The sequence below is a fragment of the Streptomyces mayonensis genome (assembly GCF_018982965.1).
Lineage (GTDB): Bacteria > Actinomycetota > Actinomycetes > Streptomycetales > Streptomycetaceae > Streptomyces > Streptomyces mayonensis.
Genome location: NZ_JACBYP010000016.1, coordinates 36636 through 63211, shown reverse-complemented (window position 1 = coordinate 63211; position 26576 = coordinate 36636). Strand labels below are relative to the sequence as shown.

The following is a 26576-nucleotide window of genomic DNA, read 5'->3' as shown; positions in this document are numbered from 1 at the left end:
GTTCCCCCACGCGTGCTGGTTAGACTCGCCTGCATGTCTGGCCAGTCGCTGCTTGAACCGGGGAAGCTGTCCCCCACCCGTTCCGTGCCCGGGAACATCCGCCGGCCCGAGTACGTCGGGAAGCCCGCACCCACGCCGTACACCGGTCCCGAGGTGCAGACGCCCGAGACGATCGAGGCGATGCGCGTGGCGGGGCGGATCGCGGCGCGGGCCATGGAGGAGGCCGCGCGGCACATCGCGCCCGGTGTGACGACGGACGAGCTCGACCGGGTCGCGCATGCGTACATGTGCGACCACGGCGCCTATCCGTCGACGCTCGGCTACCGCGGTTTCCCCAAGTCCCTGTGCAGCTCGGTCAACGAGGTGATCTGCCACGGCATCCCCGACTCCACGGTGCTGCGCGACGGCGACATCGTGAACCTCGACGTGACGGCGTACATCGGCGGCGTGCACGGCGACAACAACGCGACCTACCTGGTCGGCGACGTGGACGAGGAGAGCCGGCTGCTGGTCGAGCGCACCCGGGAGTCGCTGGCCCGGGCGATCAAGGCGGTCAAGCCGGGGCGGCAGGTCAACATCATCGGCCGGGTCATCGAGTCGTACGCGAAGCGGTTCGGGTACGGGGTGGTGCGGGACTTCACGGGTCACGGCGTCAACGCGGCGTTCCACTCGGGTCTGATCATCCCGCACTACGACAGCCCGCACGCGACGACGGTCATCCAGCCCGGGATGACGTTCACGATCGAGCCGATGCTGACGCTGGGGACGCACGAGTACGACATGTGGGACGACGGCTGGACGGTCGTGACGAAGGACCGCAGGCGGACGGCCCAGTTCGAGCACACGCTGGTGGTGACGGACTCGGGCGCGGAAATCCTGACGCTGCCCTGAACCCATCCGCACACCCCACCCGGCACAGACCCCACCCGGCACACCCCACCCGCACACCCCATGGGCCCGCTCTCCCCGGAGGGCGGGCTTTTTTCACGCCGGACTGGGTACTGTCTTACCGACAACGCGTCGGAAAGTTGCCGACAGGACGTCGGAAAGACCCTTGACTTAGGTAAGCCTAACCATAGAAAATCGGGCCCATGGACTCCTTCTCGACCCTCATCCGCACCGCGTCGCACGAGCAGCACGTGGAGGCCGAGACCTCCACGTTCATGAGCGACCTGCTCGGCGGCCGGCTCGGCGTCGACGCGTACGCGCGCTACACCGAGCAGCTGTGGTTCGTCTACGAAGCCCTGGAAACCGCCGCCGGACACCTGGCGTCGGACCCGGTCGCGGGCCCCTTCGTCCGCCCGGAGCTGCTGCGGCTCCCCTCCCTGGAGCGGGACCTGGCACACCTGCGCGGCCCCGGCTGGCGCGCGGGGCTGACCCCCCTCCCCGCGACGGAGGCGTACGCCGCCCGGGTCCGCGAGTGCGCCGAGGAGTGGCCGGCGGGGTATGTCGCGCACCACTACACGCGCTACCTCGGCGACCTGTCGGGCGGCCAGATCATCCGCGGCAAGGCCGAGAAGACCTGGGGCTTCGAGCGCAAGGGCGACGGGGTCCGCTTCTACGTCTTCGAGGAGATCGGCAACCCGGCCGCCTTCAAGCGCGAGTACCGCGAACTGCTGGACGCCGTCCGGGCCGACGACCTGGAGAAGCAGCGGATCGTCGCCGAGTGCAAGCGCGCCTTCGCCCTCAACACGGCGGTCTTCCAGGGGCTCGGCGAGGAGTTCCCGCTCTCGGCGGCCTGAGCGGCGGGTCCGTGCGGAGCGGTGCCGGGCGGCGGCGCCGTCACCGCTCCAGGCGCACCCGGCCGCCGATCTCCACCCAGCCCCCGGGCTGCGGGGCCGTGAGGATCTGCGAGCCGACGCCCTGGGTGATGTTGAGGGCGCGGCCCAGCTGTTCGGTCAACAACAGCGCCGCCGCGCCGGTCGCCTCGTCCTCGTCGATGCCGTCGTCCCGCCCCGGAAAGGCCCGGGCCCGCACCCGGCCGGCCGGCTCGTCCAGCCAGGCCCACGCGTACACCCACTCCCCCTTCGGCGGCACCGCCAGGTCGTCGACCTCGGCGGCAGTGGCGTACTGGCGCAGGGTGCGCGCCGGCGCCCACTCCGCGCGGGCCTCGATCCAGGTGAACTCCCCGTCGAGCCGGGTGCCCACCACCCCGGCCGGGGTGACGAGTTCGGGCACGTCGAGGAGCCAGGCGGTGCCGACGCAGGGGTGTCCGGCGAAGGGCAGGCGCAGGGTGGGCGTGTAGATGTCGACGACGCCGCGCTCGGGGTCGTCGACGAACACCGTCTCGCTGAAGCCGAGTTTCGCGGCGAGCTCCTGCCGCTGCGCGGGCTCGGGCAGCACGGACCCGTCCCGGACGACACCCAGTTCGTTCCCGTATCCGCCGTTCGGCGCACAGAAGACGCGCAGTACGTCGTAGTCAGTCACGGGGGCATTCAAACATCGCTCGCGCGCTGCGGGCCGACTGTCTCCCCGGCACGCGACCGGTTGCTCGACCGACCAGTGCGGCGCCGGCTGTGGTGGGTCACTGTCGGTAGAGGCTGTCACGGGTGCGCCGGGCGAAGGCGGCCATCCGTCGGGCGTAACCGTCCGGGTCGCCGAAGTGCACCGCGAGGTGCTCGGCTCCGGCGGCCCGGAAGGCCTCGGCGGTGCGGACGGCCTCACCGACGGTGCTGTCCGGGCCATGCCAGTCGATCCGGGTGCCGGGGGACACAGCACGGCCGTCCGTACGCGCCCGCAGGTACGCCAGCCGTTCGGCGAACGCGGCCGGGTCCAGGCCCACCCCCTGCCAGGCGTCGGCGCACCGGGCCGCCCTGCGCAGGGCGGCGTCGGAGACACCGCCGGTCATCACCGGCACCGGACCGTCGGGGCGAGGCTCGAAGACGCCCGTCTCGAAGCCGTACCAGCGGCCCTCGAAGGGCCCCCGGCCGGCCCGGAACAGGTGCCGGAGCAGTGCCACAGCTTCGTCCGTGCGGGCCGCCCGGCTCCTGAAGTCGGCGCCGACGGCGGTGAACTCGCGTTCGTCCCAGCCGATCCCCACGCCCAGGGCGATCCGTCCGCCGGACAGCCCGTGGAGGGTCGCGACCTGTTTGGCCACCACGAAGGGACTGCGCAGGGGCAGGACGAGCACCGAGGTGCCGAACCGGATCCGGGTGGTCGCGGCTGCCAGCCAGCCCATGGTCACCAGCGGTTCGAGGACCCCTCCGTACACCGGGCCGTACTCGCCGGGCGGCAGGATGTGGTCGGGGAGCCATGCCGTGTCGTAGCCGAGGGCCTCGGCCTGCCGTGCCAGGTCGGCGAGTCGGCGCGGGTCGGCCCCCGCGGCCTCGTTCGGAAGGACGACCTGCAGTTTCACTCCGCTTCACCGTCCTTCCCCTCCGGAAGCGAAAGGGAGCGGAGGAAGCCGAGGACGGGCTTCAGCCACTCCTCCGGTCGCTCGGCCATGACCACATGGTCGCTGTCGATCTCCGTGTACCGCGCGTCCCGGATCCCGGCCGCCAAGGCGCGGGAGCCGGCCGGCAGGACCATGCTGTCGGCGGCCGTCGCGACGACCAGCGTCGGGACGGCGACTTCGGCCAGGTCACCGGTGGTGTCCAGGGAGGGGATCAGGTCGATGTGCGGGTGGAGTGCGGGCGGCACCTCGGCCCGCCAGCCCGGGAGGAGGCCGAGCACATGGTCGTCGGGCCGCGCGAACCCGGCGGTCAGGACGAGCGCGGTCACCCGCTCGGGATGGCGTACGGCGGCGCGCACCGCCACCAGCGTGCCGAGCGAGAAGCCGAGCACCGCGAACCGCCCGACGCCACGCCGTACGGCGGAGTCGACGACCGCGTCCGTGAGCCCGTCGAGGTCCAGTGGGGCGGCGGCGACCGGAGTGCCGCCCGAGCCGGGGTAGTCCGGGGCGACGACGGTGTGGGCGGCGGCGAGGGCGGGCAGGACCGGGGCGAAGTTGTCCTCGATGCTGCCGGTGGCTCCGTGGGCGAGCAGCAGTCCCGGGCCGGTTCCGGTGACGGTGGTGACGAGGGCGGGGAATGAATCGCGCATGCCTCGTACGTTGACCCATCACACCGGTGTGAAGGTCAAGTACCAGGCATGGTGAGGAGAATCGGTGCTGATAGGCGAGCTGTCACGGCGGACTGGAGTGGTGGCCCGGCTGCTGCGGTACTACGAGGAGCAGGGCCTGCTGTGCCCCGGCCGCGACAGCAGCGGATACCGCGTGTACGCGCCCGACGCCCCGTACGTCGTCGCCCGCATCCGGGGCATGCTGGCGGCCGGGCTGACCACCGACGCCATCCGCGGGATGCTGCCGTGCGCCACCGACGCCGGGCCGGGTATCGAGCCCTGCCCGGAGGTACTGCGCACGATGACCGCGCACCTGGAGCGGATGGACGCGGACATCGCGGACCTGCACCGCCGCCGGGCCGCGCTGGCCGCGTTCCGCGACGCGACCGAGGCGCGGCAGGGGCAGGGGCAGGCTCACTGAAGGGAGCCGCCCGCCGTGATGCGGATGGACCAGCGGGTGAGGGGCCGACCGAGTTGGTGGGGCGGATGGTGGCCGTCTGAAGTCCCCGTCGTCAGGTCTGAGCAGGCGGAACGGCCTTCCGCCCCCCTGAGGGACACGGAAAGGCCCGGCCACCGCACGTCCAACCGCCACGAACACCAACCTGGCCGGCCTGTGCGGTCAGAGCGCTACTCGGCCGACTGCGCCTGCGTCCGTCGCCTGCGGGCCGCCCAGACCGCGCCCGCGCCGGCCGCGACCGCGATGCCGGCCGCCGTGCCGAGCGCCGGGGCCGGGAGGTCCGTGCCGGTGGAGGCGAGGCTGCCGCCGCCGATCGAGCCGCCCGTGCCCGTGCCGCCGATGGTCGACGCGGTGCCGCCCGTGCCGCCGGTGGTGCCCGTGCCGCCCGCACTGCCGCCGGAGGAGCCGCCCGTGCCGTTGCCGCCGGTGCTGCCGCCGGGGAGTTGGGCGTCGTCGCTCAGGGCCACCGCCAGGTCGACGGTGTCCAGCGCGGTGCCGGCCGTGTAGAAGTCGCCGAAGGCCTTGGCGCCGGCCTCGGTGAGGGTGGCGGCGATGTCGTCGACCGTGACGACGTTCTCGGCGGCCTTCAGGTCGCCCGACGCGGCCTTGAGGTCGGCCAGGACCACGCCCTTGGTCTGCGCACCCAGGCTGGTGACGTCGGCGCTCAGCTTGCCGGTGCCGCCGTCGAGGGTGGCCTTGAGGTTGGTCAGGGTCAGGTCGAGGCCGTACGTGCCGCCCGACTCGTGGCCCTTGAAGTTGACGGCGCCCTGGAAGGAGGCGGTGAGCTTGCCGGCGTCCGTGTCGTAGGTGCCGGTGGCGTCCTTGAAGGTGAACGCCCCGTTGCCGGCGGCCTGCGTGGCGCCGCCGGAGACGGTGATCCCGCCCTTGGCTATCGGGCCGACGACGTAGGAGCGGAAGGACTCCTTGACGCCCCAGCCGAGGGTGCCGTCGGCGATCTCGCCCTGGGCGGGCGCGGCGGACGAGGGCGGGGTGCTCGTGCTCGCCGAGGGGTTCCGGACGTCGGTGCCGGGCTTGGTGCCCTCCTCGGGCTCCTCCCCGGGCTGCTCCTCGTTCCCCGGGCCGGCCGGCTGCTCGTCGGTCGGGTCGGTGGACGGCTCGGTGGACGGCTCGTCCGTGGGGTCGTCCGTGGGCTCGGTGGCCGGGGGTGTCGTGTCGACCACCGTGAGCGGGTCCCCGGCGGCGCCCGCGTAGCCCGCGCTGCCCAGGTACTCGCCCGCCTCCTCGGTGAGGGTGGTGGCCATGTCCGTCATCTCGCGGGTCACGTCGACCGTGGCGAGCGGCACGTCGTCGCCCTTCTTGGTGGGCGTGCCGCCCAGGTTGTCGACCGTCGTCACATCCGCGGTGATCTCGCCGGCTCCGCTGTCGAACCGCACGTCGGTGAGGGTGACCTCGAAGCCGTGCGCGGTGGACGCGGCCAGCACCGTGCCCTGGAAGCCGAGTTCGACGGCGTGGGTCGTGTCGTCGTAGGTGCCGGTGCCGTCGGTGAAGGTGAACGCGCCGTTCCCGGTGGCCTGGGTGGCGCCCTCGGAGGCGGTGAAGCTGCCGAACATGCCGACGTAGGTGCGGTACGACTGCTTGATGCCCCAGGTGAGTTCGTAGTTCTGGAGGGGGGTCTCGGCCGCCGCGGCGGGGGCGGCGGCGCCCAGCGTGGCGAGGGCGGTGGCGCCGAGTGCGGCGGCCGTGGCCACGGCGGCGGCGAGTGCGGTGGAACGGCGTCCTCTGACGGGCATGCTCGGTTCTCCTTGGGTGTGGCGGGAGTTGGCTCGGGCTGGTTCTCAGCCCTGGTCCGCGTCCGGTGCGGATCCGGCGGGCCGGGCGCGGCGCCTGCACAGGGCGACGGCCACGAGGGCCGCGGCCACCAGGAGCAGGGCACCGGCCCCGAGGGAGACGGGAAGGGCGGGGAAGTCGTCGTCGGCGGTGCTCGCGACGGGGGCGGTGGACCCGGTCCCCGCGTCACTCTGCTCGCCACTCCGCGGGCTCGCGCTCGCCGTGGCGGTGCTGCCGAGGTCGGGCAGGGCGGGCAGTTCGGCGTCGGCGGTGAGGGCGACGGCCAGGGACACCGGGTCCATCTCGGTGCCCGCCTGGTACATGCCGCCGAAGGCCTTCGCGCCGCGCTCGGTGAGTTTCGCGGGGGCCTCGGCGACCTGCACCAGACCGTCGGCCGGCTTCAGGTCCCCGGCGGCGAAGGTGACCAGCGGCACCTTCGCCTCCTCGACGTCCGGGCTCTTCACGTCGGCGTACAGGGTGCCCTTGCCGTCCTTCACGGCGGCCCGTACGCCGCTCAGGCTCAGGTCGAGGCCGTGGGCGCCGGTGAAGCGCACCGCGCCGTCGAAGGACGCGGTGAGGTCGCCGTCCGTGTACGTGCCCTCGCCGCCGGGGAAGCGGAAGAGGGCGCCGCCGTCCTGGGCGCCGGCGGACAGGGCCCACTTGCCGTCGGCGATGTCGCCGGTGACGTACTCGCGGAAGGTGCGGCGCACCCCCCAGTCGACGGCACCCTTCTTGATCTCGCCGTCCGAAGTCTCTTTCGCCTTCGGCGACTTGCCGGTCTCGGGCGTCTTGCTGGGCGTGCTGGACGGCTGCGGCGCGGCCTGCTGGACGTCGGCGGACAGGCTGACCGGGTCGAGGGCGGTGCCCGCGGTGTAGTACCCGGCGAAGGAGTCGGCGCCCTCGGCGGTGAGGGTGGCGGGCAGGTTGTTGAGGGCCACGGTGCCGCCGCCGCCCTTCATGTCGATGCCGCCGAGGGAGAGGGAGGCGAAGGGCACCTGACGGGACGTCGTGACCGCCCCGGTGTCCTTCGCCTTGCTGACGACGTCCAGGTGGAGGGTGCCGGTGGAGCCGGAGATGTTCACGGTGGGACGGCTGAGGGTGAGGTCGAGCTGGTTCGTGCCGGAGGCGGTGCGGTGGCCGGTGAAGTGCACGCCGCCGGAGAAGGCGGCGCGGAAGGCGCCGGTGCCGGCGTCGTAGGTGCCGGTCGCCGAGTGGAAGCGGAAGGCGCTGCCGCCGACGGTGGCCGCTCCCCCGGTCAGGGAGTAACTCCCCTTGGCGATGGGGCCGGTGACGTAGCTCTGGAACGAGGACTTGATGCCCCAGTCGAGCCGGCCGCCCTGCACGGTCCGGTTCTCGGCGTGTGCGGCGGTCGCGGGGAGCAGGGCCCCCAGGACGGCCGCGCACACCACGGCGACCAGGGCGCGAAGGCGGGCGGGCATGCGAAGTCCTCCGGATCGGGGGCCGGTAGCGGGCGCAGGTAAGGCTAACCTAAGCTCTAGCCGACCGACACCGGCAGTCGACGGAAAGGACGGGACACACCGTGCGACGCTTGCGGAACCGACTGGCGGGAGTACTGCTGTCCGTACTCGCCCTCTCCCTGGCCGCCACGGGATGCGGAGGCTCCTCCGAGGCCGCACCCGACAAGGGGCCCGCCACGGTCGGCGAGTCCGTCGCGAACCGCGTCGAGCCGCTCGCGAAGACGCCCGAGCCCGAACTTCCGGTGACGGTCCGCTCCGCCGACGGCGAGCAGGTGACGGTCGGGGCGGCAGAGCGCGTCGTGCCCCTGTCCGGCGGCCTCAGCGAGATCGTCTTCACCCTCGGGCTCGGCGACCGGGTCGTCGCCCGGGACGTCACCGCCACCTTCGAACAGGCGGCGAAGCTCCCCGTGGTCACGCGCGGCCACGACGTCTCCGCGGAGAGCGTGCTGTCGCTGCGCCCCGACCTGGTGATCGCGGAGACCACCACAGGCCCGGAGGAGGCGGTGGACCAGATCCGTGCCGCCGGGGTCCCGGTGCTGGTCGTGGCGTCGGCGGGCGGCCTGGACGACGTGGGCCCGCGCATCCGGGCGGTCGCCGGCGCCCTCGGCGTACCGGCGGCCGGGGAGGAACTGACCCGGCGTTCGGAGCAGCGGATCGAGGCGGCCCGCAAGGAGGTTCCGCACGGGGAGAAGCCGCGGGTCGCCTTCCTGTACCTGCGCGGCTCGGCCTCCGTGTACCTCATCGGCGGCAAGGACTCCGGCGCCGGTTCGCTGATCGAGGCGGCCGGGGCGGTGGACGCCGGTGCCGCCTCGGGGCTCGACAAGGACTTCACCGCCATCACCAGCGAGGCGCTCGTCAAGGCCGCGCCGGACGCGATCCTCGTGATGAGCAAGGGACTCGAGTCGGTCGGCGGCGTGGACGGGCTGGTGAAGATCCCCGGTGTCGCCCAGACCCCGGCCGGGATGGACCGCCGGATCGTCTCCGTCGAGGACGGCGTACTCCTCAACTACGGCCCGCGCACGGACCAGGTACTGAAGTCGGTCGTGGCCCAGCTGTACGGCGGAAGCGGCGGGGACGGCCAGGGCGGCGAGACCGGCGGCAGCGGCGAGGACGGCGCCAAGTGACCGTACTGGACAAGCCGGCCCGCCCCCACCGGGCACCCACCGACCCGGCCCCGCCCCGCGCCCGGCGCACCACCGCCTGGCTGCTGACCGCCGCCCTCGCCGCCGGCCTCCTCGTCCTCGTCCCGGTCGCGGCCGGCACCGGCGCCTACCCGGTCCCGGTCGGCGACGTGCTCGGCTCGCTGCTGCACCGGGCCGGGCTCGGCGGTACCGAACTGGACCGGGTGGCCGAGTCGGTGCTGTGGAACGTGCGGTTCCCCCGGATCGTGCTCGCGCTGCTCGTCGGGGCCTCGCTGGGCTGCGCGGGCGCGCTGATGCAGGGCGTGTTCGGCAACCCGCTCGCCGAGCCGGGCGTCATCGGCGTCTCCTCGGGCGCGGCGGTCGGCGCGGTCGCCGCCATCGCGTTCGGCGTGAACTTCCTGGGCACCTGGACCGTGTCCGTCTTCGCCTTCGTCTCCGGCCTGGTCACCGTCCTGGTCGTCTACGCGATGTCCCGCTCGGGCGGCCGCACGGAGGTCGTGACGCTGATCCTCACGGGCATCGCGGTGAACGCCTTCGCGGGCGCGCTGATCGGGCTGTTCCTGTTCTTCGCGGACACGGCCGCGGTCAACCAGATCACCTTCTGGCAGCTGGGTTCGCTCGCGCAGGCGACGTGGCCGAAGGTGCTGGCGGTGCTGCCGTGCGCGGCACTCGGCCTCGGGCTCGCCCCGCTGTACGCCCGCCGGCTCGACCTGCTGGCGCTCGGCGAACGCCCGGCCCGGCACCTGGGCGTGGACGTGGAGCGGCTGCGGATCGTCCTGGTGCTGGTGATCGCGCTGCTCACCGCGGCGGCCGTGAGCGTGGCCGGGGTGATCGGCTTCGTCGGGCTCGTCGTCCCGCACCTGCTGCGGATGGCGGCCGGTCCCGGACACCGGTTCCTGATCCCGGGCAGCGCGCTGCTCGGCGCGCTGGTCCTGCTCGCCGCCGACCTGGCCGCCCGCACGGTCGCGGAACCGGCGGAGCTGCCGCTCGGGGTGCTGACGGCGCTGCTGGGCAGCCCGTTCTTCTTCTGGCTGCTGCGCCGCACCCGACGCAGGCAGGGAGGCTGGGCGTGAGGGAGAGACCAGGCATGCGCAACATGAGACTCCGCCTCGTACCGTCCGGCCTCGTACCGTCCCGGCCCGCTCCGCCGCCCCCGGCCGCCCCCGGCGAGGTCCTCGCCGAGGCCGAGGCCGTACGCGTGCGCCTGGGCGGGCGGCCGGTCCTCGACGGGGTCGACGTCCGGGTCCGCGCGGGCGAGGTGCTCGCGCTGGTCGGTCCCAACGGGGCGGGAAAGTCGACCCTGTTGGGCGCGCTGGCCGCCGACGTCCCGGCCGCCGAGGGAGTCGTGCGCGTCCACGGCCGCCCGGTGTCCGCGTGGTCGGCGCCCGAACTTGCTCTGCGCCGGGCGGTGTTGCCGCAGTCGGCGGCGCTGTCCTTCCCGTTCCCGGTCGAGGAGGTCGTCCGGATGGGCCGCGCCCCCTGGGCGGGCGACGAACGGGCCGACGAGGACGACGCGGTGGTGGCCGACGCGATGGCGCGCACGGAGGTGACCGGTTTCGCCGGGCGCCCGTTCTCCGCGCTCAGCGGCGGTGAGCGGGCCCGGGTGGCGCTCGCCCGGGTCCTGGCGCAGCGTGCTCCCCTGCTGCTGCTCGACGAGCCGACCGCGGCCCTCGACCTGCGCCACCAGGAACTGGTGCTGCGGCTGTGCCGGGAGCGGGCGCGGGCCGGGGACGCGGTGGTCGTCGTGCTGCACGACCTGGCGCTGGCGGCGGCGTACGCGGACCGGGTGGCGGTCCTGCGCGCGGGCCGGATCGCGGCCGACGGCCCTCCGGCGGAGGTCTTCGCCGAGGAACTGCTGTCCGAGGTCTACGACCAGCCGGTGGAGGTCCTGCCGCACCCGCGCACGGGCGCCCTCCTCGTCCTGCCGCGCCGCGAACCCTGAGCGACGGAGGTCACGGTGTGGCCGCTCTCCCCGGTCCCGGCGCTCACCGGCCGCATCCCCCCGGTAGGGTTCGCCTCCGGGAAGGGGAAGGTGAAGGAACCTGATGAGCAGGGATCGCGGCCCTCGAAGGCCCCGCAGGCTTGACCGGAAGATACTCGCGGCGGCCTCGGTGACCGCTTTGTCGTTGACGGCGAGCGGATGCGTGGTGGTGCACGGCGAGCGCGAGGTGCTGCCGTCGACCACCCGGGCCGAGGCCGCGAAGGCGCTGGAGCAGTTCACCGACGCGTACAACGCCGCGGACAAGGCGTACGACACCTCCCTCGACGCCGACCACACCACCGGCGCGCTGGCCGCCATCGACTCGGCCCGGCTGAAGGCCGGCGCGACCAACCACCCGGACGGCAACCCCGATCACGCGCCGCTGGAGCTGTCCGACGCGAAGTACACCATCCCGAAGAAGGCCGGCTGGCCCCGCTGGTTCGTCGCCGACGCCAAGGCCAACAAGGGCGGCGGTGCACGCTGGTTGCTGGTCTTCACCCGCAACGGCCTGGACGAGACCTGGGAGGCGGCGTACCTGACGCTGGTCGCCCCCGGCAAGGTGCCGGAGTTCAAGACCGACGCGGACGGCTGGGCCGAGGCGGTCCCCGCCGACGCCACGGACGTGAGCGTGGCGCCGGGCGATCTCAGCAAGGACTACACGGCGTACCTGAAGGACGGCGGGAAGTCCTTCGCCGACGGCGCCCACACCAGCACGTGGCGCGCGTCGCGCGAGAAGCGGGCGACGCGTCCCGGCCTGGTCACGCAGTTCATCGACGAACCGCTGACGAACGGCGACTACGCGCCGCTGGCGCTGCGCACGAAGGACGGCGGGGCGCTGGTGTTCTTCACCTCGCGGCACTTCGAGAAGCAGACCGCCGCGCGGGGCGCGTCCGTGCCGACGCCGAACAAGGACGTGCTGGCGCTGACGGACGGCGAGATCAAGCAGTCGCTGACGATGGAGTTCGTCTCCAACGAGGTGGCGCTCGACCCGGCGGACGGGCAGGTGTCGGTCCTCGGCCGCGTGCAGGGACTGACGTCGGCGAAGGGCGAGTAACGGGCCGCCGGGCGCCCGGAGTTGTCAGCGGCGCAGGGGCCAGGCGTCGGCCGCGTGGTCGCTCTCCTCACCGGCGTGCCGGGCGCAGGCGTCGGTGAGGGTCTCCAGCAGGGTCAGCGGGTCCGGCAGCGGGTGCTCGGGGCCGCGCACCCAGCTCACCGTCCGGTCCTCGCCGGGCAGCCGGGCGGGCGGTACGAGGACGTAGGAGCCGCGGCAGTGCCAGCGCAGGCCGGGGTGCTCGTCCATGGTCTCGGGGTGGCAGTCCAGCTCGCAGGGCCACCACTCGTCCTCGTCCTCGGGGGTGCCGCGGGTGAGGGTGAACAGCAGCATGCGCCCGTCGTCGCTCTCGGCGACCGGGCCGACCTCGATACCGGCGTCGAGCAGCCGCCCGAGCGCCTCGCGGCCGGCCTCCAGGGGCACGTCCAGGACGTCGTGCACCATGCCGGTCGCGGTGATGAAGTTGGCCTCGGGCTGGTGCCGGGCCCAGCGCTCGACCTGCGCGCGGTCGGTCGTGGACTGCGTCTGCCAGGCGAAGGACACCGGGTGCCGGGCGGGGGTGGGACAGCCCACGCGCTCGCAGGAGCAACGGTATCCGGCGGGGTGCGCGGCGGGCGCCAGGGGCAGTCCCGCACCGGCGGCGGCGAGCAGCAGATCCTCCCGGCGACCGTCCGGGGCGGCCTCCTTGGGGCGGCGTCCGCGCAGCCACGAGGAGAGTTTGCCCTGCAGACCGCTCCGACCGCCGAACTCCGCGCTCATCAATCTCCTCGCCTCGCCGTCGTGCGCACCAGCATGCCCTATCGTCGCACCATTGCACGCTTCGGGGTCGCGAAGGGACAAACTTCCCTGGTCAGGCGAGTATGGCCAGACTTTTCCGGCTACCGGGGCGCGAGTCCGTGCAGCGCGTAGTCGACGAGGGTGTCCGTGTAGGCGTGGGTGTACGGCCCCGTGTGCTGGAGCCAGCGCTGGGCCAGCGGTGAGACGAACAGCTCCAGCGCGATCCGCGGGTCGATGTCCCGGCGGACCTGACCGGCCTCCTGGGCCGCGCGCAGCCGGTCGGCGTGCAGCTGGAGCGACGGTTCCAGGAGCCGGGCGACGAAGGTGCGGCCGAGCTGCTCGTTGACGACGCCCTCCGCGGCCAGGGCACGGTAGGGGGCCTCGAACTTCGGGTCCTGCAGCTCGTCGACGGTGGCACGCAGGACGGCCTTGAGGTCGGCGGCGACATCGCCGGTGTCCGGAATGGTGTACGCCTCCTCGCCGGCGGCCTCGACGAGCCGGTCGCCGAGATCGAGGAACGCCTCCAGCAGGACGTCCGCCTTGGAGGACCACCAGCGGTAGATCGTCTGCTTGCCGACACCGGCGCGGGCGGCGATGCCCTCGATGGTGGTCTTGGGATAGCCGACCTCCCCCACGAGTGCGAGCGCGGCGTCGTAGATCGCCTGCCGGGAGCGCTGGCTGCGCCGGGCGGCGTCGGGGTGCGGCTTCTCGGCGGCGGGGGCGCGGGTGGGTTTCTGAGCGGCCATGGTCCGAAGTTATCAGGTTGACAAGACGGTACGTCTCGCCGACAGTGGAGCAACCATACGAGACGAACCGTCTCGTATCCTCAGCAGGCGAAGGAGAGCACCATGCCCCGAGGCGGAAACGGAAACATGCTGGGCGTAGGCGGCACGCGCCGGAAACTGGGCCGCGAGGCCCTGCGCGGCGGCGACCGCACCGGCCCGATCGGCGGCGCCGCGAGCCCGCAGGAGCAGAAGCGGGAGCTGCTGCGCACGCTGCGGGAGCGCCGGCAGACCCGGCACTCGAAAGGCACCGCCGACGACGAGTCATGACCCTACGGAGCGCAGCCCGGCGGCCACCCGCCGGGCAACGTCCTCACTCCGCCGGCGAATTGACGGCGTCCGGCCATGCGTCGCCCCAGACCGCGTCCCGTGCGGCCTTGTACAGATCGCCGTGGCGCTTGGTGACCGTCCGCCGCAGCAGCTGCTCGTCGGGCTCGCACAGGTCGAGCAGCACCTGGCCCTTGCGGATCTGCGGACGCCGTACGACGCGGGAGGGGGCCGGGGACGCCGGGAGCCGGGTGGCGGCGACGTAGCTGAACTTCTCGTCCTCGTAGGCGAGGGACCCGCCCTTGACCTGCCGGTGCAGGGACGAGCGGCTGACCCGCGCCGCGAAGTGGCACCAGTCCGTGCCCGGCACGATCGGGCAGGCGGCGCTGTGCGGGCAGGGCGCCGCGACCCGGAACCCGGCGGCGACGAGCCGGTCGCGGGCCTCGATGACCCGGGCGTACCCGTCCGGGGTCCCGGCCTCGACGATCACCACGGCCTGCGCGGCGCCGGCGGCGGCGTCGACGAGGGCGGACCGGTCGGCGGCGGTCAGCTCGTTGAGGACGTAGGACACGGTGACGAGATCCGTGTCCTCAAGGGTGAGCGCCGCGCCGATCCGGGAGCGCTGCCAGCGCACGTCGCACAGGGCGGGGTGGGCGGCGGCGATCTCCCGGCCGAGAGCGAGCGCGGGCTCGGCCCAGTCGAGTACGGTCACCGCCCGGGACCCCTCCCAGGTGTCGCCGACGGCCCAGGTCGCGGCGCCGGTCCCGCCGCCGAGGTCCACGTGGCTGCCGGGCGCCCAGCCCGGCACGGCGTCCGCGAAGGCGTCCAGCGCGGAGCGCACCGCGGCGAAGGTGGCGGGCATGCGGTAGGCGGCGTAGGCGACGACGTCCGCGCGGTCGCGCAGGATGGGGGCGTCGGTCGGGGTGTCGCCCCGGTAGTGACCGATCAGCCGCTCCACGGCCTGCGCGGCCTGCCGCGGCGGCAGCCCGTCGACGAGCTCGGCGAGGGCGGCACGCAGGGCGTCGGCGGGGGCGGGGTGGTTCACCCGGCGATTCTACGGGCCGCGTCGGGGTGCCCGGCGTGGGTGCGGGTTCGTAACCCGGCGCTGACGTGGCACCCGGCGTTGCTGTGGGCCGGGGGCGGGTCGCGCAGCCCGGCGCTGACGGGGTGCCGCAGCGCCCACCCGTGCCGCCCTGGGGGTACCTCCCAGGCCGTTCAGGCACTGGGGGAGGCACGACTGCCCGCAGCTGGGGGCGGCACGGCGGTGGCAAGGCTGCCCTCAGCTGGGGGCGGCGCGGTAAGGCTGCTTGCAGATGGGGGCGGCGTGGTGCTGGTCGTGGTGGCTGGGGGGTGCGGGGTACGTCACAGATGGGCTGCAGTACCGGTGCGATGGTGTTCGGCGGCGCGGGGTGTCCGTGGTGGCTCGTAGACTCGCCTGCGTGGACACGACCCTTCAGGACCCTCTGGTCGGGCAGGTGCTCGACGGCCGGTACCGCGTAGAGGCGCGGATCGCGGTCGGCGGGATGGCCACGGTCTACCGGGCCGTGGACACCCGCCTGGACCGCGTGCTCGCGCTGAAGGTGATGCACCCGGCGCTCGCGACCGACGCGACCTTCGTCGACCGGTTCATCCGCGAGGCCAAGTCGGTGGCCCGGCTCGACCACCCCAACGTCGTCCAGGTCTTCGACCAGGGCGCCGAGGGCGCGTACGTCTACCTGGCCATGGAGTACATCGCGGGCTGCACCCTGCGCGACGTGCTGCGCGAGCGCGGGGCGCTGCAGCCGCGGGCGGCGCTGGACATCCTGGAGCCGGTCCTCGCCGCGCTCGGCGCCGCGCACCGGGCCGGGTTCGTGCACCGCGACATGAAGCCGGAGAACGTGCTGATCGGGGACGACGGCCGGGTCAAGGTCGCCGACTTCGGCCTCGTACGGGCCGTCGACACGGTCACCAGCACCACCGGAGCGGTCCTGGGCACCGTCTCCTACCTGGCACCCGAGCAGATCGAGAACGGCACCGCGGACCCCAGGGTCGACGTCTACGCCTGCGGTGTCGTCCTGTACGAGATGCTGACCGGCGGCAAGCCGCACGAGGGGGACTCGCCCGCGGCGGTGCTCTACAAGCACCTGCACGACGACGTCCCCCCGCCGTCGGCCGCCGTGCCGGAGCTGGCGTACGAGCTGGACGACCTGGTCGCCGCCGCCACGGCCCGCAACCCCGAGGTCCGGCCGCACGACGCCGTGGCCCTGCTCGCGCGGGCCCGTGAGACGCGCGGGAAGCTGAGCGTGGAGCAGCTGGACGCGGTGCCGCCGCAGGCCCTCGCCGCGGACCACGACAACGCCGAGGACCGCACGAGTGTGATCCCGCGGGCGCTGACCATACCGCGCCCCCTGCCGGTCAACGAGGACGACGCCGTCGCCGGCGACGGCGGACGCTCCGACGGCGTCCAGCACACCAGCCGGCTCGCCTCTCCCCCGCCCGAGCCGCCCCGGCGCCGCGGGCCGAGGCTGCGGCGCGGTCCGCTGGTGGTCGTGGCGGCCGTCCTGCTGGTCCTGGGCCTCGGCACGGGAATCTGGTACATCAACTCCGGCCAGTTCACCAAGGTCCCCGCACTGCTGTCCAAGACGGAGGCACAGGCCAGGGACCGGCTGGACGAGGCCGGTCTCGACGTGGGCAAGGTGCGTCACGCGCACAGCGACACCGTGGACCGCGGCAGGATCATCAGCACCGACCCCGGCGTGGGCAGCCGCATCCGCAAGAACGACTCCGTCTCGTTCACGGTGTCCGACGGCCCGAACCGGGTGAAGCTGCCCGACCTGGAGGGGTACCGGCTGGACCGGGCCCGCGCTCTGCTGGAGGACGAGGGTCTGCAGCCGGGCATGGTGACGAAGGCCTTCAGTGAGGAGGTCCCCACCGGTTTCGTGGTCTCCACGAAACCCGCGGCGAACACCACGGTGCGCGGCGGTTCGGCGGTCGCGCTGGTCGTCAGCAAGGGCCGCCCGGTGGACGTCCCGGACGTCACCGGCGACGACCTGGACGAGGCGAGGACCGAGCTGACGGAGGCCGGTCTGAAGGTGAAGGTCGCCGAGGAGCGGGTGAACTCCGAGCACGACAGCGGCCAGGTCGCCCGGCAGACGCCGGAGTCGGGCAGCAAGGCGGCCGAGGGCGACACCGTGACGCTCACGGTGTCCAAGGGCCCCGAGATGGTCGAGGTCCCGGACGTCGTCGGCGACAGCGTGGACGCCGCCAAGCAGAAGCTCCAGGACGCCGGATTCGACGTGGACGAGGACCGGGGTCTGTTCGGGCTGTTCGGCGACACCGTGAAGGAGCAGTCCGTGGAGGGCGGGGAGACCGCCCCCAAGGGATCGTCCATCAAGATCACCATCAGGTGAGCCACCACAGCACCATCGGGTGAGCCACCGCGTCACCGGCAGGGGAGCCACCGCAGCACGATCGGGTGAGCGACCGCATCGCCGTCGGGTGGGCGGCCGCGGCGCCGGGCGCGGGGCCGCGACATGACACCCTGAACGGGTGAAGAGTCAACAGTCCGCTGCCCCGCGCCCGCCCGCGCGCCCCCGCAACCCTGTCGGCGGCCACGTCCCCGTGGCCGGGGGCCTGCACTCCGTGGGGCTGTCCTACGCCCGTGAGCTGGCGGCGGAGACCGTGCAGGTCTTCGTCGCCAACCCGCGCGGCTGGGCCACACCGGCCGGTAATCCGAAGCAGGACGAGGCCTTCCGCCAGGCCTGCGCGGCCGGGTCGATCCCGGCGTACGTGCACGCGCCGTACCTGATCAACTTCGGCTCGCACACCGCGGCGACGGTGGAGCGGTCGGTCGAGTCGCTGCGGCACTCGCTGCGGCGGGGCCGGGACATCGGGGCACTCGGCGTGGTGGTGCACACCGGCAGCGCGACCGGCGGACGGGAGCGGTCGGTGGCGCTGAAGCAGGTGCGGGAGCACATGCTGCCGCTGCTCGACGAGCTGACCCACGACGACGACCCGTACCTGCTGCTGGAGTCGACCGCCGGGCAGGGCGCCTCACTGTGCTCGCGGACCTGGGACTTCGGCCCGTACTTCGAGGCGCTGGACGCCCATCCGAAGCTGGGCGTGTGCCTGGACACCTGTCACGTCTTCGCGGCCGGCCACGACCTGACCGGGCCGTCGGGCATGCACCAGACCCTCGACCTGCTGGTGGACACCGTCGGCGAGGGCCGGCTGAGGCTGATCCACGCCAACGACTCCAAGGACGTGGCCGGCGCCCACAAGGACAGGCACGAGAACATCGGCGCAGGTCACATCGGCGAGGACCCGTTCCGGGCGCTGATGACGCACCCGGCGACCGAGGGCGTGCCGCTGGTCATCGAGACGCCCGGCGGCAAGGAGGGGCACGCGGCGGACGTGGAGCGGCTGAAGAAGCTGCGCGACGGCTGACCCGCCGGGCGGCTTCGGACGGTCACAGCTCGGGGCCGTCCCCGGGCTCCTCCTGGTAGGAGTAGCGCTGCTCGCGCCACGGGTCGCCGATGTTGTGGTAGCCGCGCTCCTCCCAGAATCCGCGCCGGTCGGCCGTCATGTACTCGATGCCGCGGACCCACTTGGGGCCTTTCCAGGCGTACAGGTGCGGGACGATCAGCCGCAGCGGGAAGCCGTGCTCGGCGGTGAGCAGTTCGCCGTCCTTGTGGGTGGCGAACAGGGTGCGCGCGGCGGTGAAGTCGGACAGCCGCAGGTTGGAGCTGAAGCCGTACTCGGCCCAGACCATCACGTGGGTGACGTCGGGCGCGGGCGGTGCCGACTGGAGGATCGTGGCGGCCGGCACCCCGCCCCACTCGGCGCCGAGCATGCTGAACTTCGTGACGCAGTGCAGGTCGGCGACGACCGTGGTGTACGGCAGGGCGCTGAACTCGTCGTGGGTCCAGCCGTGTTTCTCGCCGTCGGTGGTGGCGCCGAAGACCCGGAACTCCCAGCGCTCGGGGCGGAACTTGGGGACCGGTCCGTAGTGCGTGACGGGCCAGCCGCGCTGAAGCCGCTGACCCGGTGGAAGCTCGAACCTCGACGCTCCTTCCGAACCGTCTTCCCCCGATTCGTTTCCCACCGGCTGACCCATGTCTCCATCCTGACAGACCCGGACCGACGCCCCTGACCCACCCCGCTTACATTCGAGCAAATCAGAGTAGAACCGAGCGAACCCAAGCAAACGGGACAAACGGCAATATTTTTCACTAAGCCTGTGCTTACTTACTAAGTCAACACTTACTGGACGATCTTCGGTGCCGGTGCAATCATGCCGCGCAACACGCCTGTTCCCGTTCGAAGGAGCCTCAAGCGATGCAGGGCGACCCCGAGGTCATCGAGTTCCTGAATGAGCAGCTGACCGCCGAGCTCACGGCGATCAACCAGTACTTCCTGCACGCGAAGCTGCAGGACCACAAGGGCTGGACCAAGCTCGCGAAGTACACGCGCGCGGAGTCCTTCGACGAGATGCGCCACGCCGAGGTGCTCACCGACCGCATCCTGCTCCTGGACGGCCTGCCGAACTACCAGCGGCTCTTCCACGTGCGGGTGGGCCAGAGCGTGACGGAGATGTTCCAGGCCGACCGGGAGATCGAGATCGAGGCCATCGACCGGCTGCGCCGGGGCATCGAGGTGATGCGGGCCAAGCACGACATCACGTCGGCCAACGTCTTCGAGGCGATCCTCGCCGACGAGGAGCACCACATCGACTACCTGGAGACCCAGCTCGACCTGATCGAGAAACTGGGCGAATCGCTCTACCTGTCGACGGTCATCGAGCAGGTCCAGCCGGACCCCTCGGGACCGGGATCGCTCTAGACACGAGCATGCCGGGCCTCAAGCCGCCTCGGGAAGCTCCGCGAGGACCGGTGCGCCCTGGTCGGCCAGCTGCCGGCGGGGGCACGCGCCACGGCCGAGCAGCGCCTGGATGCGGCGTACGCAGCCGCCGCAGTCGGTGCCGGCCTTGCAGGCGGAGGCGATCTGCCGGGGCGTGCACGCACCGGCGTCCGCGTGGCTCCTCACCTGTTCCTCGGTGACACCGAAGCAGCTGCAGACGAACACGCGGTTCACCTCCCGGACGGGGTACAGGGTCGTGCCGTACCGACGACCGGAGGGTCCGGCTGGTCCCGAGGATCCGACTGATCGGTGAGGCAAACCTAACCTTACCCATCGCGCAAGTCCGGCAAAAGTGGAGGGGGCGCGGATCCCATGTGACCCGCGCCCCATTTCACGCCCCGCATCCGTGCCCCGCCGGGGCGGACCGTCACTGGTCCCGGTACATCTCCGCCACCAGGAACGCCAGGTCGAGCGACTGGCTGCGGTTGAGCCGCGGGTCGCAGGCCGTCTCGTAGCGCTGGTGCAGGTCGTCGACGAAGATCTCGTCGCCGCCGCCCACGCACTCGGTGACGTCGTCACCGGTCAGCTCCACGTGGATGCCGCCCGGGTGGGTGCCCAGCGCCTTGTGCACCTCGAAGAAGCCCTTGACCTCGTCGAGCACGTCGTCGAAACGGCGGGTCTTGTGGCCGGAGGCCGCCTCGTAGGTGTTGCCGTGCATCGGGTCGGTGATCCAGGCGACGGTCGCGCCGGACGCGGTGACCTTCTCCACCAGCTCGGGGAGCCGGTCGCGGATCTTGTCCGCGCCCATCCGGACGATGAAGGTCAGCCGGCCGGGCTCGCGCTCGGGGTCCAGGCGCTCGATGTACTGCAGCGCCTCCTCGGCCGTGGTGTTCGGGCCGAGCTTGATGCCGACCGGGTTGCGGATCTTCGAGGCGAACTCGATGTGCGCGTGGTCCAGCTGCCGGGTGCGCTCGCCGATCCACACCATGTGCCCGGAGACGTCGTACAGCTGCCCGGTGCGGGAGTCGACGCGGGTGAGCGCCGACTCGTAGTCCATCAGCAGCGCCTCGTGCGAGGAGAAGAACTCGACGGTCTTGAACTCCTCCGGGTCGGTGCCGCAGGCCCGCATGAAGTTCAGCGCGTTGTCGATCTCCCGGGCCAGCTGCTCGTAACGCTGGCCGGACGGGGAGGACTTCACGAAGTCCTGGTTCCAGGCGTGCACCTGGCGCAGGTCGGCGTAGCCGCCGGTGGTGAAGGCGCGCACCAGGTTCAGCGTGGACGCCGACGCGTGGTACATCCGCTTGAGCCGCTCGGGGTCCGGGACGCGGGCCGCCTCGGTGAAGTCGAAGCCGTTGACCGAGTCGCCGCGGTAGGTCGGCAGGGTCACGCCGTCGCGGGTCTCGGTCGGCTTGGAGCGCGGCTTGGAGTACTGGCCGGCGATCCGGCCGACCTTCACCACGGGCACGGACGCGGCGTAGGTGAGGACGGCACCCATCTGCAGCAGCGTCTTGAGCTTCGCCCTGATGTGTTCGGCCGACACCCCGTCGAACGACTCGGCGCAGTCGCCGCCCTGGAGCAGGAACGCCTCTCCCTTGGCGACGGCCGCCATCCGGGCACGCAGCTGGTCGCACTCGCCGGCGAAGACCAGCGGGGGATACGTTTCGAGCTCGGCGATCACATCGCGCAGAGCCTCGGCATCCGGGTACTCGGGCTGCTGCGCCGCGGGCAGGTTTCGCCATGTCGCCTGAGCGGCGACGCTTTGAGAATCAGCGTTCACGGTCACCTGCTCAAGACTACGGGGTCGGGACAGGGGCCCATGGCCACGCCCAGAGAATGAGACGGGCCCGGAGACAACGAGACGGCCCAGGGAAACGAGACAGGTCCGGAGAGACGAGACGGGCCGGGGGACGAGACGGGCCCGGGGGACGGGACGAGCCGTCGGCTCCGGGAGCGGCGGCGGTGGGGTACGCTGCCTGCCATGTTCGCGCACTCGATCCAGAACTGGTGGTGGACCGCTCATCCGGCGGCCCGCTGACTGCGCGTACGAGAAGACTTCGCGAAGGCCGCCCGAGGGGCGGCCTTCGGCATGTGTGGCCGGGTCCGTTCCTCTCCGACGAACCGAGAAGGACGCCCCCGATGACATCCCTGCCACCGCTGACACCGCTCTCCGGCCTCCTGGCCGATCCCCGCCCCTTCGCCCTGCTCCGCCGCCGCACCCCGGGGCGCGACCACGACACCGTGGAACTGCTGCTCGGCCCGGTGGCGGAGTACGGCTCGCTCGCCGACCTGCCCGACGACGGGCTGGCGCTCGCGCCCTTCCGGCAGATCCGCGAGCGCGGCTTCGACGTCCGCGACGACGGCACGCCGCTGCTCGCGCTGGTCCCCGAGGAGCGGTACGACGTGCCGCTCGCCGAGGTGCTGGCGCACCTGCCCGCGCACGGGGTCCGGGTCGAGGGCGGCGGCTTCGACGTGGGCGACGAGGAGTACGCGGGCATCGTCGGGCGGGTCCTGGACGAGGAGATCGGGGCCGGCGAGGGCGCCAACTTCGTGATCCGGCGGACGTACGAGGGCCGGATCGACGGGTTCGGACGCGCCGACGCGCTGGCGCTGTTCCGGCGGCTGCTGGTGGGCGAGCGGGGCGCGTACTGGACCTTCGTCGTGCACACCGGGGACCGGACGCTGGTGGGCGCCAGCCCGGAGGTGCACGTCCGCATGTCCGGCGGCACGGTCGTGATGAACCCGATCAGCGGGACGTACCGCTATCCCGCCGACGGGCCCACGCCCGAGGACCTGCTGGGTTTCCTCGCCGACGGCAAGGAGATCGAGGAGCTGTCGATGGTGGTCGACGAGGAGCTCAAGATGATGTGCACCGTCGGCGACATGGGCGGGGTGGTCGTCGGGCCGCGGCTGAAGGAGATGGCGCACCTCGCGCACACCGAGTACGAGCTGCGCGGCCGTTCCTCGCTGGACGTGCGGGAGGTGCTGCGGGAGACCATGTTCGCGGCGACGGTCACCGGGTCGCCGGTGCAGAACGCCTGCCGGGTGATCGAGCGGCACGAGGCCACGGGCCGCGGCTACTACGCGGGCGCGCTGGCGCTGCTCGGCCGGGACTCCGGAGGCGCCCAGACCCTGGACTCCCCGATTCTGATCCGCACCGCCGACATCGACGCGCGGGGGCGGCTGCGGGTGCCGGTCGGCGCCACGCTGGTGCGCGGCTCGGACCCGGCGGGCGAGGTCGCGGAGACCCACGCCAAGGCGGCCGGGGTGCTGGCGGCGCTCGGCGTACGCCCGTCCCGGCCGCGGGCGGAGGCCGGACGGCCGGGGCTGGCCGACGACCCCCGGGTGCGGGCCGCGCTGGACGGGCGCCGTGCCTCGCTCGCCCCGTTCTGGCTGCGGATGCAGGAGCCGTCCGACGCGCTCACCGGGCAGGCCCTGGTGGTGGACGCGGAGGACACCTTCACGGCGATGCTCGCGCACCTGCTGCGTTCCTCGGGGCTCACGGTGAGCGTACGGCGCCACGACGAGCCGGGGCTGCGCGAGGCGGTGCTCGCCCACGAGGGGCCGGTGGTGCTGGGCCCCGGCCCCGGGGACCCCCTCGACACGGCCGACCCCAGGATGCGCTTCCTGCGCACCCTGACCGCCGATCTGCTCCGGGAGCACCGGCACGGCGTCCTCGGGGTCTGCCTCGGGCACGAGCTGATCGCGGCGGAACTGGGGCTCGACCTGGTCCGCAAGGCGGTGCCGTACCAGGGGGCGCAGACGGAGATCGACCTGTTCGGGCGGGGCGAGACGGTCGGCTTCTACAGCAGCTTCACCGCGCGGTGCGACGACGAGACGGCCGCCGAGCTGGCCGCGCACGGCATCGAGGTGAGCCGCTCGGCGGACGGCGAGGTGCACGCGCTGCGGGGCGGGGGCTTCGCGGGGGTCCAGTTCCACCCCGAGTCCGTGCTGACGCTGAACGGCGTCGGGATCGTACGGGAGCTGGCCGGTCAGCCGCGCGGCACCAGCACGTTCTGCGAGCGGCGGCCCTCGCGGTAGTCGAGGACGTTGCGGGCCGTGGCGTCGACGATCTGGCCGACGGCGTCCTCGGTGTAGTACGCCTGGTGCGAGGTGACCAGGACGTTCGGGAAGGTCACGAGGCGGGCCAGGGTGTCGTCCTCGACGGGTTCGAGGGACTTGTCGAGGAAGAACAGGCCCGCCTCCGCCTCGTAGACGTCCAGGCCGACGCCGGTGAAGCGGCCGGCGCGCAGTTCGCCGACGAGCGCGGCGGTGTCGATCAGGCCGCCGCGGCTGGAGTTGACCAGGATGGCGTCGTCCCGCATCGACTTCAGGGCGGCCGCGTCGATCAGGTGCCGGGTCTCGGCCATCAGCGGGACGTGCAGGGTGATCAGGTCGGACCGGGCGAGCAGCTCGTCTTTCGGGACGTAGCGCATGCCGAGTTCCGCGCAGGCCGGGTTCTCGGCGACGTCCCAGCCGAGCAGCCGCATGCCGAAGCCGTGGGCGATCCGGGCGAAGGCCTCGCCGATCCTGCCCGTGCCCAGGATGCCGGCGGTGCGGCCGTGCAGGTCGCGGCCCATCAGGCCATGGAGCCGGAAGTCGAAGTCGCGGGTGCGGTGGGAGGCGCGCACGATCCGGCGGTTGACGGCCAGGGCGAGGGCCCAGGCGAACTCGGCCACCGAGTACGGCGAGTAGGACGACACCCGCGCGACGGTCATGCCGAGCCGCTCGGCCGTCCCGAGGTCGATGTTGTTGAAGCCGGTGGAGCGCTGGGCCACCATCCGGGTGCCGCCGGCCGCGAGGATCTCCAGGACCGCCGCGCCGAGGTCGGCGTTGACCGAGGTGGAGACGATCTCGTGGCCCGCGGCGATGGGGGCGGTGTCCTCGTTGAGGAAGACGTCGAGGCAGCGGATCGCGTCGTGACCGTGGGAGGGGTGGTCATCGTGGGAGGGCCGGTGGCCGTGAGGGGCCCGGGAGCCGTCCGAGGCCCGGGAGCCGTCCGAGGCCTGCTGGAGGATCTGCTGGAAGGCCTGCTCGATCAGGGGCTGCTCGTCGGCCTGGACGCCGAAGGCCAGGATCTCCATGCCCGCTCCCGGTGCCGTTCCCGTGCCCGTTCCGGTGGGCTCCGGGCTCAATGGCCGAATATACGGCCCGGAGCCCACCGTCGCCGGTCGGCGGCCGTCCGCCGGGCGTCAGCCGAAGAACACTCCGACCTCCTCGTACAGCGCGGGGTCGACCGTCTTCAGCCGGGCTGTGGCGTCGGCCATCGGGACGCGGACGATGTCCGTGCCACGCAGGGCGACCATCGTGCCGAAGTCCCCGTCGCGCACGCAGTCGACGGCGTGCAGGCCGGTGGGGGTCCCCCCACGCCGTCAAGGCAGTGGGGGAGGGTGGCGAGCCAGCGGTCGAAGGCGCTGGGGGTGCCGCCGCGCTGGACGTGTCCGAGGACGGTGGTGCGGGCCTCGTTGCCGGTGCGTTTCTCGATCTGCTTGGCCAGCCACTCGCCGACCCCGGACAGCCGGACGTGCCCGTAGGAGTCCAGCGACTCGTCCTTGAGCACCATGTCGCCGTCGCGCGGCACCGCCCCCTCGGCGACGACCACGATCGGGGCGTACGACGCCCGGAACCTGGAGGCCACCCAGGCGCACACCTGTTCGACGTCGAAGGGCTGCTCGGGGATGAGGATGGCGTTGGCGCCGCCGGCCAGGCCCGAGTGCAGGGCTATCCAGCCGGCGTGCCGGCCCATGACCTCGACGACCAGGACGCGCATGTGCGACTCGGCGGTGGTGTGCAGCCGGTCGATGGCCTCCGTGGCGATGCCGACTGCGGTGTCGAAGCCGAAGGTGTAGTCGGTGGCGGACAGGTCGTTGTCTATGGTCTTGGGGACGCCGACGCAGGGCACGCCGTACTCGTCGGTGAGGCGGGTGGCGACGCCGAGGGTGTCCTCGCCGCCGATGGTGATGAGCGCCTCGACACCGAGGGCGGCGAGGTTGTCCTTGATGCGCCGTATGCCGTCCTCCTGCTGGAGCGGATTGGTGCGCGAGGAGCCGAGGACGGTGCCGCCGCGGGGCAGGATGCCGCGGACGGCCGGGATGTCGAGCGGGACGGTGTCGCCTTCCAGGGGACCGCGCCAGCCGTCCCGGAAGCCGGTGAAGTCGTAGCCGTACTCCTGTACACCCTTGCGGACGACGGCCCGGATGACGGCGTTGAGCCCGGGGCAGTCACCGCCTCCGGTCAGTACTCCGACCTTCATCGCACAACCCCTTTGTCACAGTGGCTGGTTGGGGCCACTGTCCCGCGGGGCTCACGCGTCGTCCAGACCTCTTTCGATGGCGTACCGCACGAGTTCCACCCGGTTGTGCAGCTGGAGCTTGCCGAGGGTGTTCTGGACGTGGTTCTGCACGGTGCGGTGGGAGATGACCAGGCGCTCGGCGATCTGCTTGTAGCTCAGGCCCTTGGCGACCAGGCGCAGCACCTCGGTCTCCCGGTCGGTGAGCCGGGGCGCCCCCGGCTCGTCGGCGCCCGCGGCGGGGGCGGGTTCGGAGGCGAGGCGGCGGTACTCGCCGAGGACCAGGCCCGCGAGCCCCGGTGTGAAGACCGGGTCGCCGAGGGCGGTGCGGCGGACCGCGTCCCGCAGTTCCTCGGTGGACGCCGACTTCAGCAGGTAGCCGGTCGCGCCGGACTTCACCGCCTCCAGGACGTCGGCGTGCTCCCCGCTCGCCGAGAGCACCAGCACCCGCAGCTTCGGGTCGGCGCCGACGACCTCCTTGCAGACCTGGACGCCGGGCTTGCCGGGGAGGTTGAGGTCGAGGACGAGGACGTCGGGCGTGACGGCCCTGGCGCGGCGCACCGCCTGGTCGCCGTCGCCGGCGGTGGCGACCACGTCGAAGCCGGACTCGGCCAGGTCCCGGGCGACGGCGTCGCGCCACATCGGGTGGTCGTCCACGACCATGACCCGG

General features: G+C 72.7%; 26 protein-coding genes and 2 pseudogenes. 14 read left to right on the top strand and 14 right to left on the bottom strand.

Features of this window, described 5'->3' with window-relative positions:
* The first annotated feature begins 33 nt into the window (after positions 1-33).
* Positions 34-891: a type I methionyl aminopeptidase gene (gene map, locus HZS56_RS08965; RefSeq protein WP_216720168.1), complete on the top strand. Its 858-nt coding sequence runs from the start codon at positions 34-36 to the stop codon at positions 889-891.
* A gap of 200 nt (positions 892-1091) precedes the next feature.
* Positions 1092-1742, top strand: a complete 651-nt coding sequence (locus HZS56_RS08960) for a biliverdin-producing heme oxygenase (RefSeq protein ID WP_216720167.1) — start codon at positions 1092-1094, stop codon at positions 1740-1742.
* A gap of 40 nt (positions 1743-1782) precedes the next feature.
* Here HZS56_RS08960 and HZS56_RS08955 read toward each other — a convergent pair whose 3' ends face one another.
* The 3 genes from HZS56_RS08955 to HZS56_RS08945 form a co-directional block, all read right to left on the bottom strand.
* Positions 1783-2427 (bottom strand): PhzF family phenazine biosynthesis protein, encoded by a 645-nt coding sequence (locus HZS56_RS08955; RefSeq protein WP_216720166.1) that lies wholly within the window; start codon positions 2425-2427, stop codon positions 1783-1785.
* Between the two features lie 97 nt (positions 2428-2524).
* Positions 2525-3355 carry a TIGR03619 family F420-dependent LLM class oxidoreductase gene (locus HZS56_RS08950; RefSeq protein WP_216720165.1) on the bottom strand — a complete coding sequence of 277 codons (831 nt, stop codon included), beginning with the start codon at positions 3353-3355 and terminating at the stop codon, positions 2525-2527.
* Positions 3352-4041 (bottom strand): alpha/beta fold hydrolase, encoded by a 690-nt coding sequence (locus tag HZS56_RS08945; protein WP_216720164.1) that lies wholly within the window; start codon positions 4039-4041, stop codon positions 3352-3354. The genes HZS56_RS08950 and HZS56_RS08945 overlap by 4 nt, the downstream gene beginning before the upstream one ends.
* Before the next feature lie 64 nt (positions 4042-4105).
* On the opposite strand from HZS56_RS08945, the gene HZS56_RS08940 reads away from it, so the two are divergent.
* Positions 4106-4480, top strand: coding sequence for a MerR family transcriptional regulator (locus HZS56_RS08940; protein ID WP_216720163.1), 375 nt, complete (start codon positions 4106-4108; stop codon positions 4478-4480).
* A gap of 206 nt (positions 4481-4686) precedes the next feature.
* On the opposite strand, the gene HZS56_RS08935 is transcribed toward HZS56_RS08940, so the two are convergent.
* Both HZS56_RS08935 and HZS56_RS08930 read right to left on the bottom strand, forming a co-directional pair.
* Positions 4687-6267, bottom strand: a complete 1581-nt coding sequence (locus HZS56_RS08935; RefSeq protein ID WP_216720162.1) for an HtaA domain-containing protein — start codon at positions 6265-6267, stop codon at positions 4687-4689.
* A 45-nt stretch (positions 6268-6312) separates the two neighbouring features.
* Positions 6313-7743 (bottom strand): HtaA domain-containing protein, encoded by a 1431-nt coding sequence (locus tag HZS56_RS08930; RefSeq protein WP_216720161.1) that lies wholly within the window; start codon positions 7741-7743, stop codon positions 6313-6315.
* A 101-nt stretch (positions 7744-7844) separates the two neighbouring features.
* Between HZS56_RS08930 and HZS56_RS08925 the strand changes: the two genes are divergently transcribed.
* The 5 genes and pseudogenes from HZS56_RS08925 to HZS56_RS08910 all read left to right on the top strand — a co-directional run bounded on the left by HZS56_RS08925 (position 7845) and on the right by HZS56_RS08910 (position 11959).
* Positions 7845-8906 (top strand): heme/hemin ABC transporter substrate-binding protein, encoded by a 1062-nt coding sequence (locus HZS56_RS08925; RefSeq protein ID WP_216720160.1) that lies wholly within the window; start codon positions 7845-7847, stop codon positions 8904-8906.
* Positions 8903-9997: a FecCD family ABC transporter permease gene (locus HZS56_RS08920; RefSeq protein WP_216720159.1), complete on the top strand. Its 1095-nt coding sequence runs from the start codon at positions 8903-8905 to the stop codon at positions 9995-9997. The genes HZS56_RS08925 and HZS56_RS08920 overlap by 4 nt, the downstream gene beginning before the upstream one ends.
* A gap of 23 nt (positions 9998-10020) precedes the next feature.
* A complete protein-coding gene (locus tag HZS56_RS08915; RefSeq protein WP_374201111.1) occupies positions 10021-10866 on the top strand; it encodes a heme ABC transporter ATP-binding protein in 846 nt (281 codons plus the stop codon).
* Positions 10867-10872: 6 nt separating this feature from the next.
* Positions 10873-11010, top strand: a pseudogene (locus HZS56_RS38090) (iron transporter); the annotation flags it as partial.
* Positions 10970-11959 (top strand): SCO2278 family lipoprotein, encoded by a 990-nt coding sequence (locus HZS56_RS08910; RefSeq protein ID WP_216720157.1) that lies wholly within the window; start codon positions 10970-10972, stop codon positions 11957-11959. The pseudogene HZS56_RS38090 and the gene HZS56_RS08910, both read left to right, overlap by 41 nt.
* A gap of 24 nt (positions 11960-11983) precedes the next feature.
* Here HZS56_RS08910 and HZS56_RS08905 read toward each other — a convergent pair whose 3' ends face one another.
* On the bottom strand, positions 11984-12715 hold the full coding sequence (locus HZS56_RS08905; protein ID WP_216720156.1) for a bifunctional DNA primase/polymerase: 732 nt from the start codon (positions 12713-12715) through the stop codon (positions 11984-11986).
* 119 nt (positions 12716-12834) lie between these two features.
* The gene (locus HZS56_RS08900; protein ID WP_216720155.1) at positions 12835-13479 is read right to left on the bottom strand and encodes a TetR/AcrR family transcriptional regulator; all 645 of its coding nucleotides are present in this window, start codon (positions 13477-13479) and stop codon (positions 12835-12837) included.
* Between the two features lie 102 nt (positions 13480-13581).
* Here HZS56_RS08900 and HZS56_RS08895 point away from each other — a divergent pair, with 102 nt between their 5' ends.
* Entirely contained in the window at positions 13582-13785 is a 204-nt protein-coding gene (locus tag HZS56_RS08895; RefSeq protein ID WP_216720154.1) for a DUF6243 family protein, read from the top strand.
* Positions 13786-13828: 43 nt separating this feature from the next.
* Here HZS56_RS08895 and HZS56_RS08890 read toward each other — a convergent pair whose 3' ends face one another.
* Positions 13829-14827, bottom strand: coding sequence for a small ribosomal subunit Rsm22 family protein (locus HZS56_RS08890; RefSeq protein WP_216720153.1), 999 nt, complete (start codon positions 14825-14827; stop codon positions 13829-13831).
* 394 nt (positions 14828-15221) lie between these two features.
* Between HZS56_RS08890 and pknB the strand changes: the two genes are divergently transcribed.
* Both pknB and HZS56_RS08880 read left to right on the top strand, forming a co-directional pair.
* Complete coding sequence (pknB, locus tag HZS56_RS08885) at positions 15222-17171, top strand: Stk1 family PASTA domain-containing Ser/Thr kinase (RefSeq protein ID WP_216720152.1); 1950 nt, start codon at positions 15222-15224, stop codon at positions 17169-17171.
* 139 nt (positions 17172-17310) lie between these two features.
* On the top strand, positions 17311-18207 hold the full coding sequence (locus HZS56_RS08880; protein ID WP_216720151.1) for a deoxyribonuclease IV: 897 nt from the start codon (positions 17311-17313) through the stop codon (positions 18205-18207).
* Positions 18208-18229: 22 nt separating this feature from the next.
* On the opposite strand, the gene HZS56_RS08875 is transcribed toward HZS56_RS08880, so the two are convergent.
* Positions 18230-18877, bottom strand: a complete 648-nt coding sequence (locus tag HZS56_RS08875; RefSeq protein WP_216720150.1) for a sulfite oxidase-like oxidoreductase — start codon at positions 18875-18877, stop codon at positions 18230-18232.
* 221 nt (positions 18878-19098) lie between these two features.
* Between HZS56_RS08875 and bfr the strand changes: the two genes are divergently transcribed.
* Positions 19099-19602, top strand: coding sequence for a bacterioferritin (gene bfr / locus HZS56_RS08870; RefSeq protein WP_216720149.1), 504 nt, complete (start codon positions 19099-19101; stop codon positions 19600-19602).
* Between the two features lie 18 nt (positions 19603-19620).
* On the opposite strand, the gene HZS56_RS08865 is transcribed toward bfr, so the two are convergent.
* Together HZS56_RS08865 and HZS56_RS08860 are read right to left on the bottom strand one after the other, a co-directional pair.
* Positions 19621-19854, bottom strand: a complete 234-nt coding sequence (locus tag HZS56_RS08865; RefSeq protein ID WP_216720148.1) for a (2Fe-2S)-binding protein — start codon at positions 19852-19854, stop codon at positions 19621-19623.
* A gap of 193 nt (positions 19855-20047) precedes the next feature.
* Positions 20048-21403, bottom strand: coding sequence for a class II 3-deoxy-7-phosphoheptulonate synthase (locus HZS56_RS08860; protein WP_216720147.1), 1356 nt, complete (start codon positions 21401-21403; stop codon positions 20048-20050).
* Positions 21404-21598: 195 nt separating this feature from the next.
* On the opposite strand from HZS56_RS08860, the gene HZS56_RS39045 reads away from it, so the two are divergent.
* Both HZS56_RS39045 and HZS56_RS08850 read left to right on the top strand, forming a co-directional pair.
* A complete protein-coding gene (locus HZS56_RS39045) occupies positions 21599-21655 on the top strand; it encodes a trp operon leader peptide (RefSeq protein WP_079033853.1) in 57 nt (18 codons plus the stop codon).
* A 101-nt stretch (positions 21656-21756) separates the two neighbouring features.
* Positions 21757-23658, top strand: a complete 1902-nt coding sequence (locus tag HZS56_RS08850) for an anthranilate synthase family protein (protein WP_216720146.1) — start codon at positions 21757-21759, stop codon at positions 23656-23658.
* On the opposite strand, the gene HZS56_RS08845 is transcribed toward HZS56_RS08850, so the two are convergent.
* The 3 genes and pseudogenes from HZS56_RS08845 to HZS56_RS08835 form a co-directional block, all read right to left on the bottom strand.
* Positions 23610-24701, bottom strand: coding sequence for a 2-hydroxyacid dehydrogenase (locus HZS56_RS08845; protein ID WP_216720208.1), 1092 nt, complete (start codon positions 24699-24701; stop codon positions 23610-23612). The two genes, HZS56_RS08850 and HZS56_RS08845, sit on opposite strands and share 49 nt — an antisense overlap.
* 108 nt (positions 24702-24809) lie before the next feature.
* A pseudogene (locus HZS56_RS08840) lies at positions 24810-25870 on the bottom strand (6-phosphofructokinase).
* A 51-nt stretch (positions 25871-25921) separates the two neighbouring features.
* A complete protein-coding gene (locus HZS56_RS08835; protein ID WP_216720207.1) occupies positions 25922-26569 on the bottom strand; it encodes a response regulator in 648 nt (215 codons plus the stop codon).
* Positions 26570-26576 lie beyond the last annotated feature (7 nt).

Coding starts and splice junctions, on each gene's coding strand:
- map (WP_216720168.1), top strand. CDS start 34: ATGTCTGGCCAGTCGCTGCTTGAACCGGGGAAGCTGTCCCCCACCCGT.
- HZS56_RS08960 (WP_216720167.1), top strand. CDS start 1,092: ATGGACTCCTTCTCGACCCTCATCCGCACCGCGTCGCACGAGCAGCAC.
- HZS56_RS08945 (WP_216720164.1), bottom strand. CDS start 4,041: ATGCGCGATTCATTCCCCGCCCTCGTCACCACCGTCACCGGAACCGGC.
- HZS56_RS08935 (WP_216720162.1), bottom strand. CDS start 6,267: ATGCCCGTCAGAGGACGCCGTTCCACCGCACTCGCCGCCGCCGTGGCC.
- HZS56_RS08930 (WP_216720161.1), bottom strand. CDS start 7,743: ATGCCCGCCCGCCTTCGCGCCCTGGTCGCCGTGGTGTGCGCGGCCGTC.
- HZS56_RS08915 (WP_374201111.1), top strand. CDS start 10,021: ATGAGACTCCGCCTCGTACCGTCCGGCCTCGTACCGTCCCGGCCCGCT.
- HZS56_RS08910 (WP_216720157.1), top strand. CDS start 10,970: ATGAGCAGGGATCGCGGCCCTCGAAGGCCCCGCAGGCTTGACCGGAAG.
- HZS56_RS08905 (WP_216720156.1), bottom strand. CDS start 12,715: ATGAGCGCGGAGTTCGGCGGTCGGAGCGGTCTGCAGGGCAAACTCTCC.
- HZS56_RS08900 (WP_216720155.1), bottom strand. CDS start 13,479: ATGGCCGCTCAGAAACCCACCCGCGCCCCCGCCGCCGAGAAGCCGCAC.
- HZS56_RS08895 (WP_216720154.1), top strand. CDS start 13,582: ATGCCCCGAGGCGGAAACGGAAACATGCTGGGCGTAGGCGGCACGCGC.
- HZS56_RS08875 (WP_216720150.1), bottom strand. CDS start 18,877: ATGGGTCAGCCGGTGGGAAACGAATCGGGGGAAGACGGTTCGGAAGGA.
- bfr (WP_216720149.1), top strand. CDS start 19,099: ATGCAGGGCGACCCCGAGGTCATCGAGTTCCTGAATGAGCAGCTGACC.
- HZS56_RS08850 (WP_216720146.1), top strand. CDS start 21,757: ATGACATCCCTGCCACCGCTGACACCGCTCTCCGGCCTCCTGGCCGAT.
- HZS56_RS08845 (WP_216720208.1), bottom strand. CDS start 24,701: ATGGAGATCCTGGCCTTCGGCGTCCAGGCCGACGAGCAGCCCCTGATC.
- HZS56_RS08835 (WP_216720207.1), bottom strand. CDS start 26,569: ATGGTCGTGGACGACCACCCGATGTGGCGCGACGCCGTCGCCCGGGAC.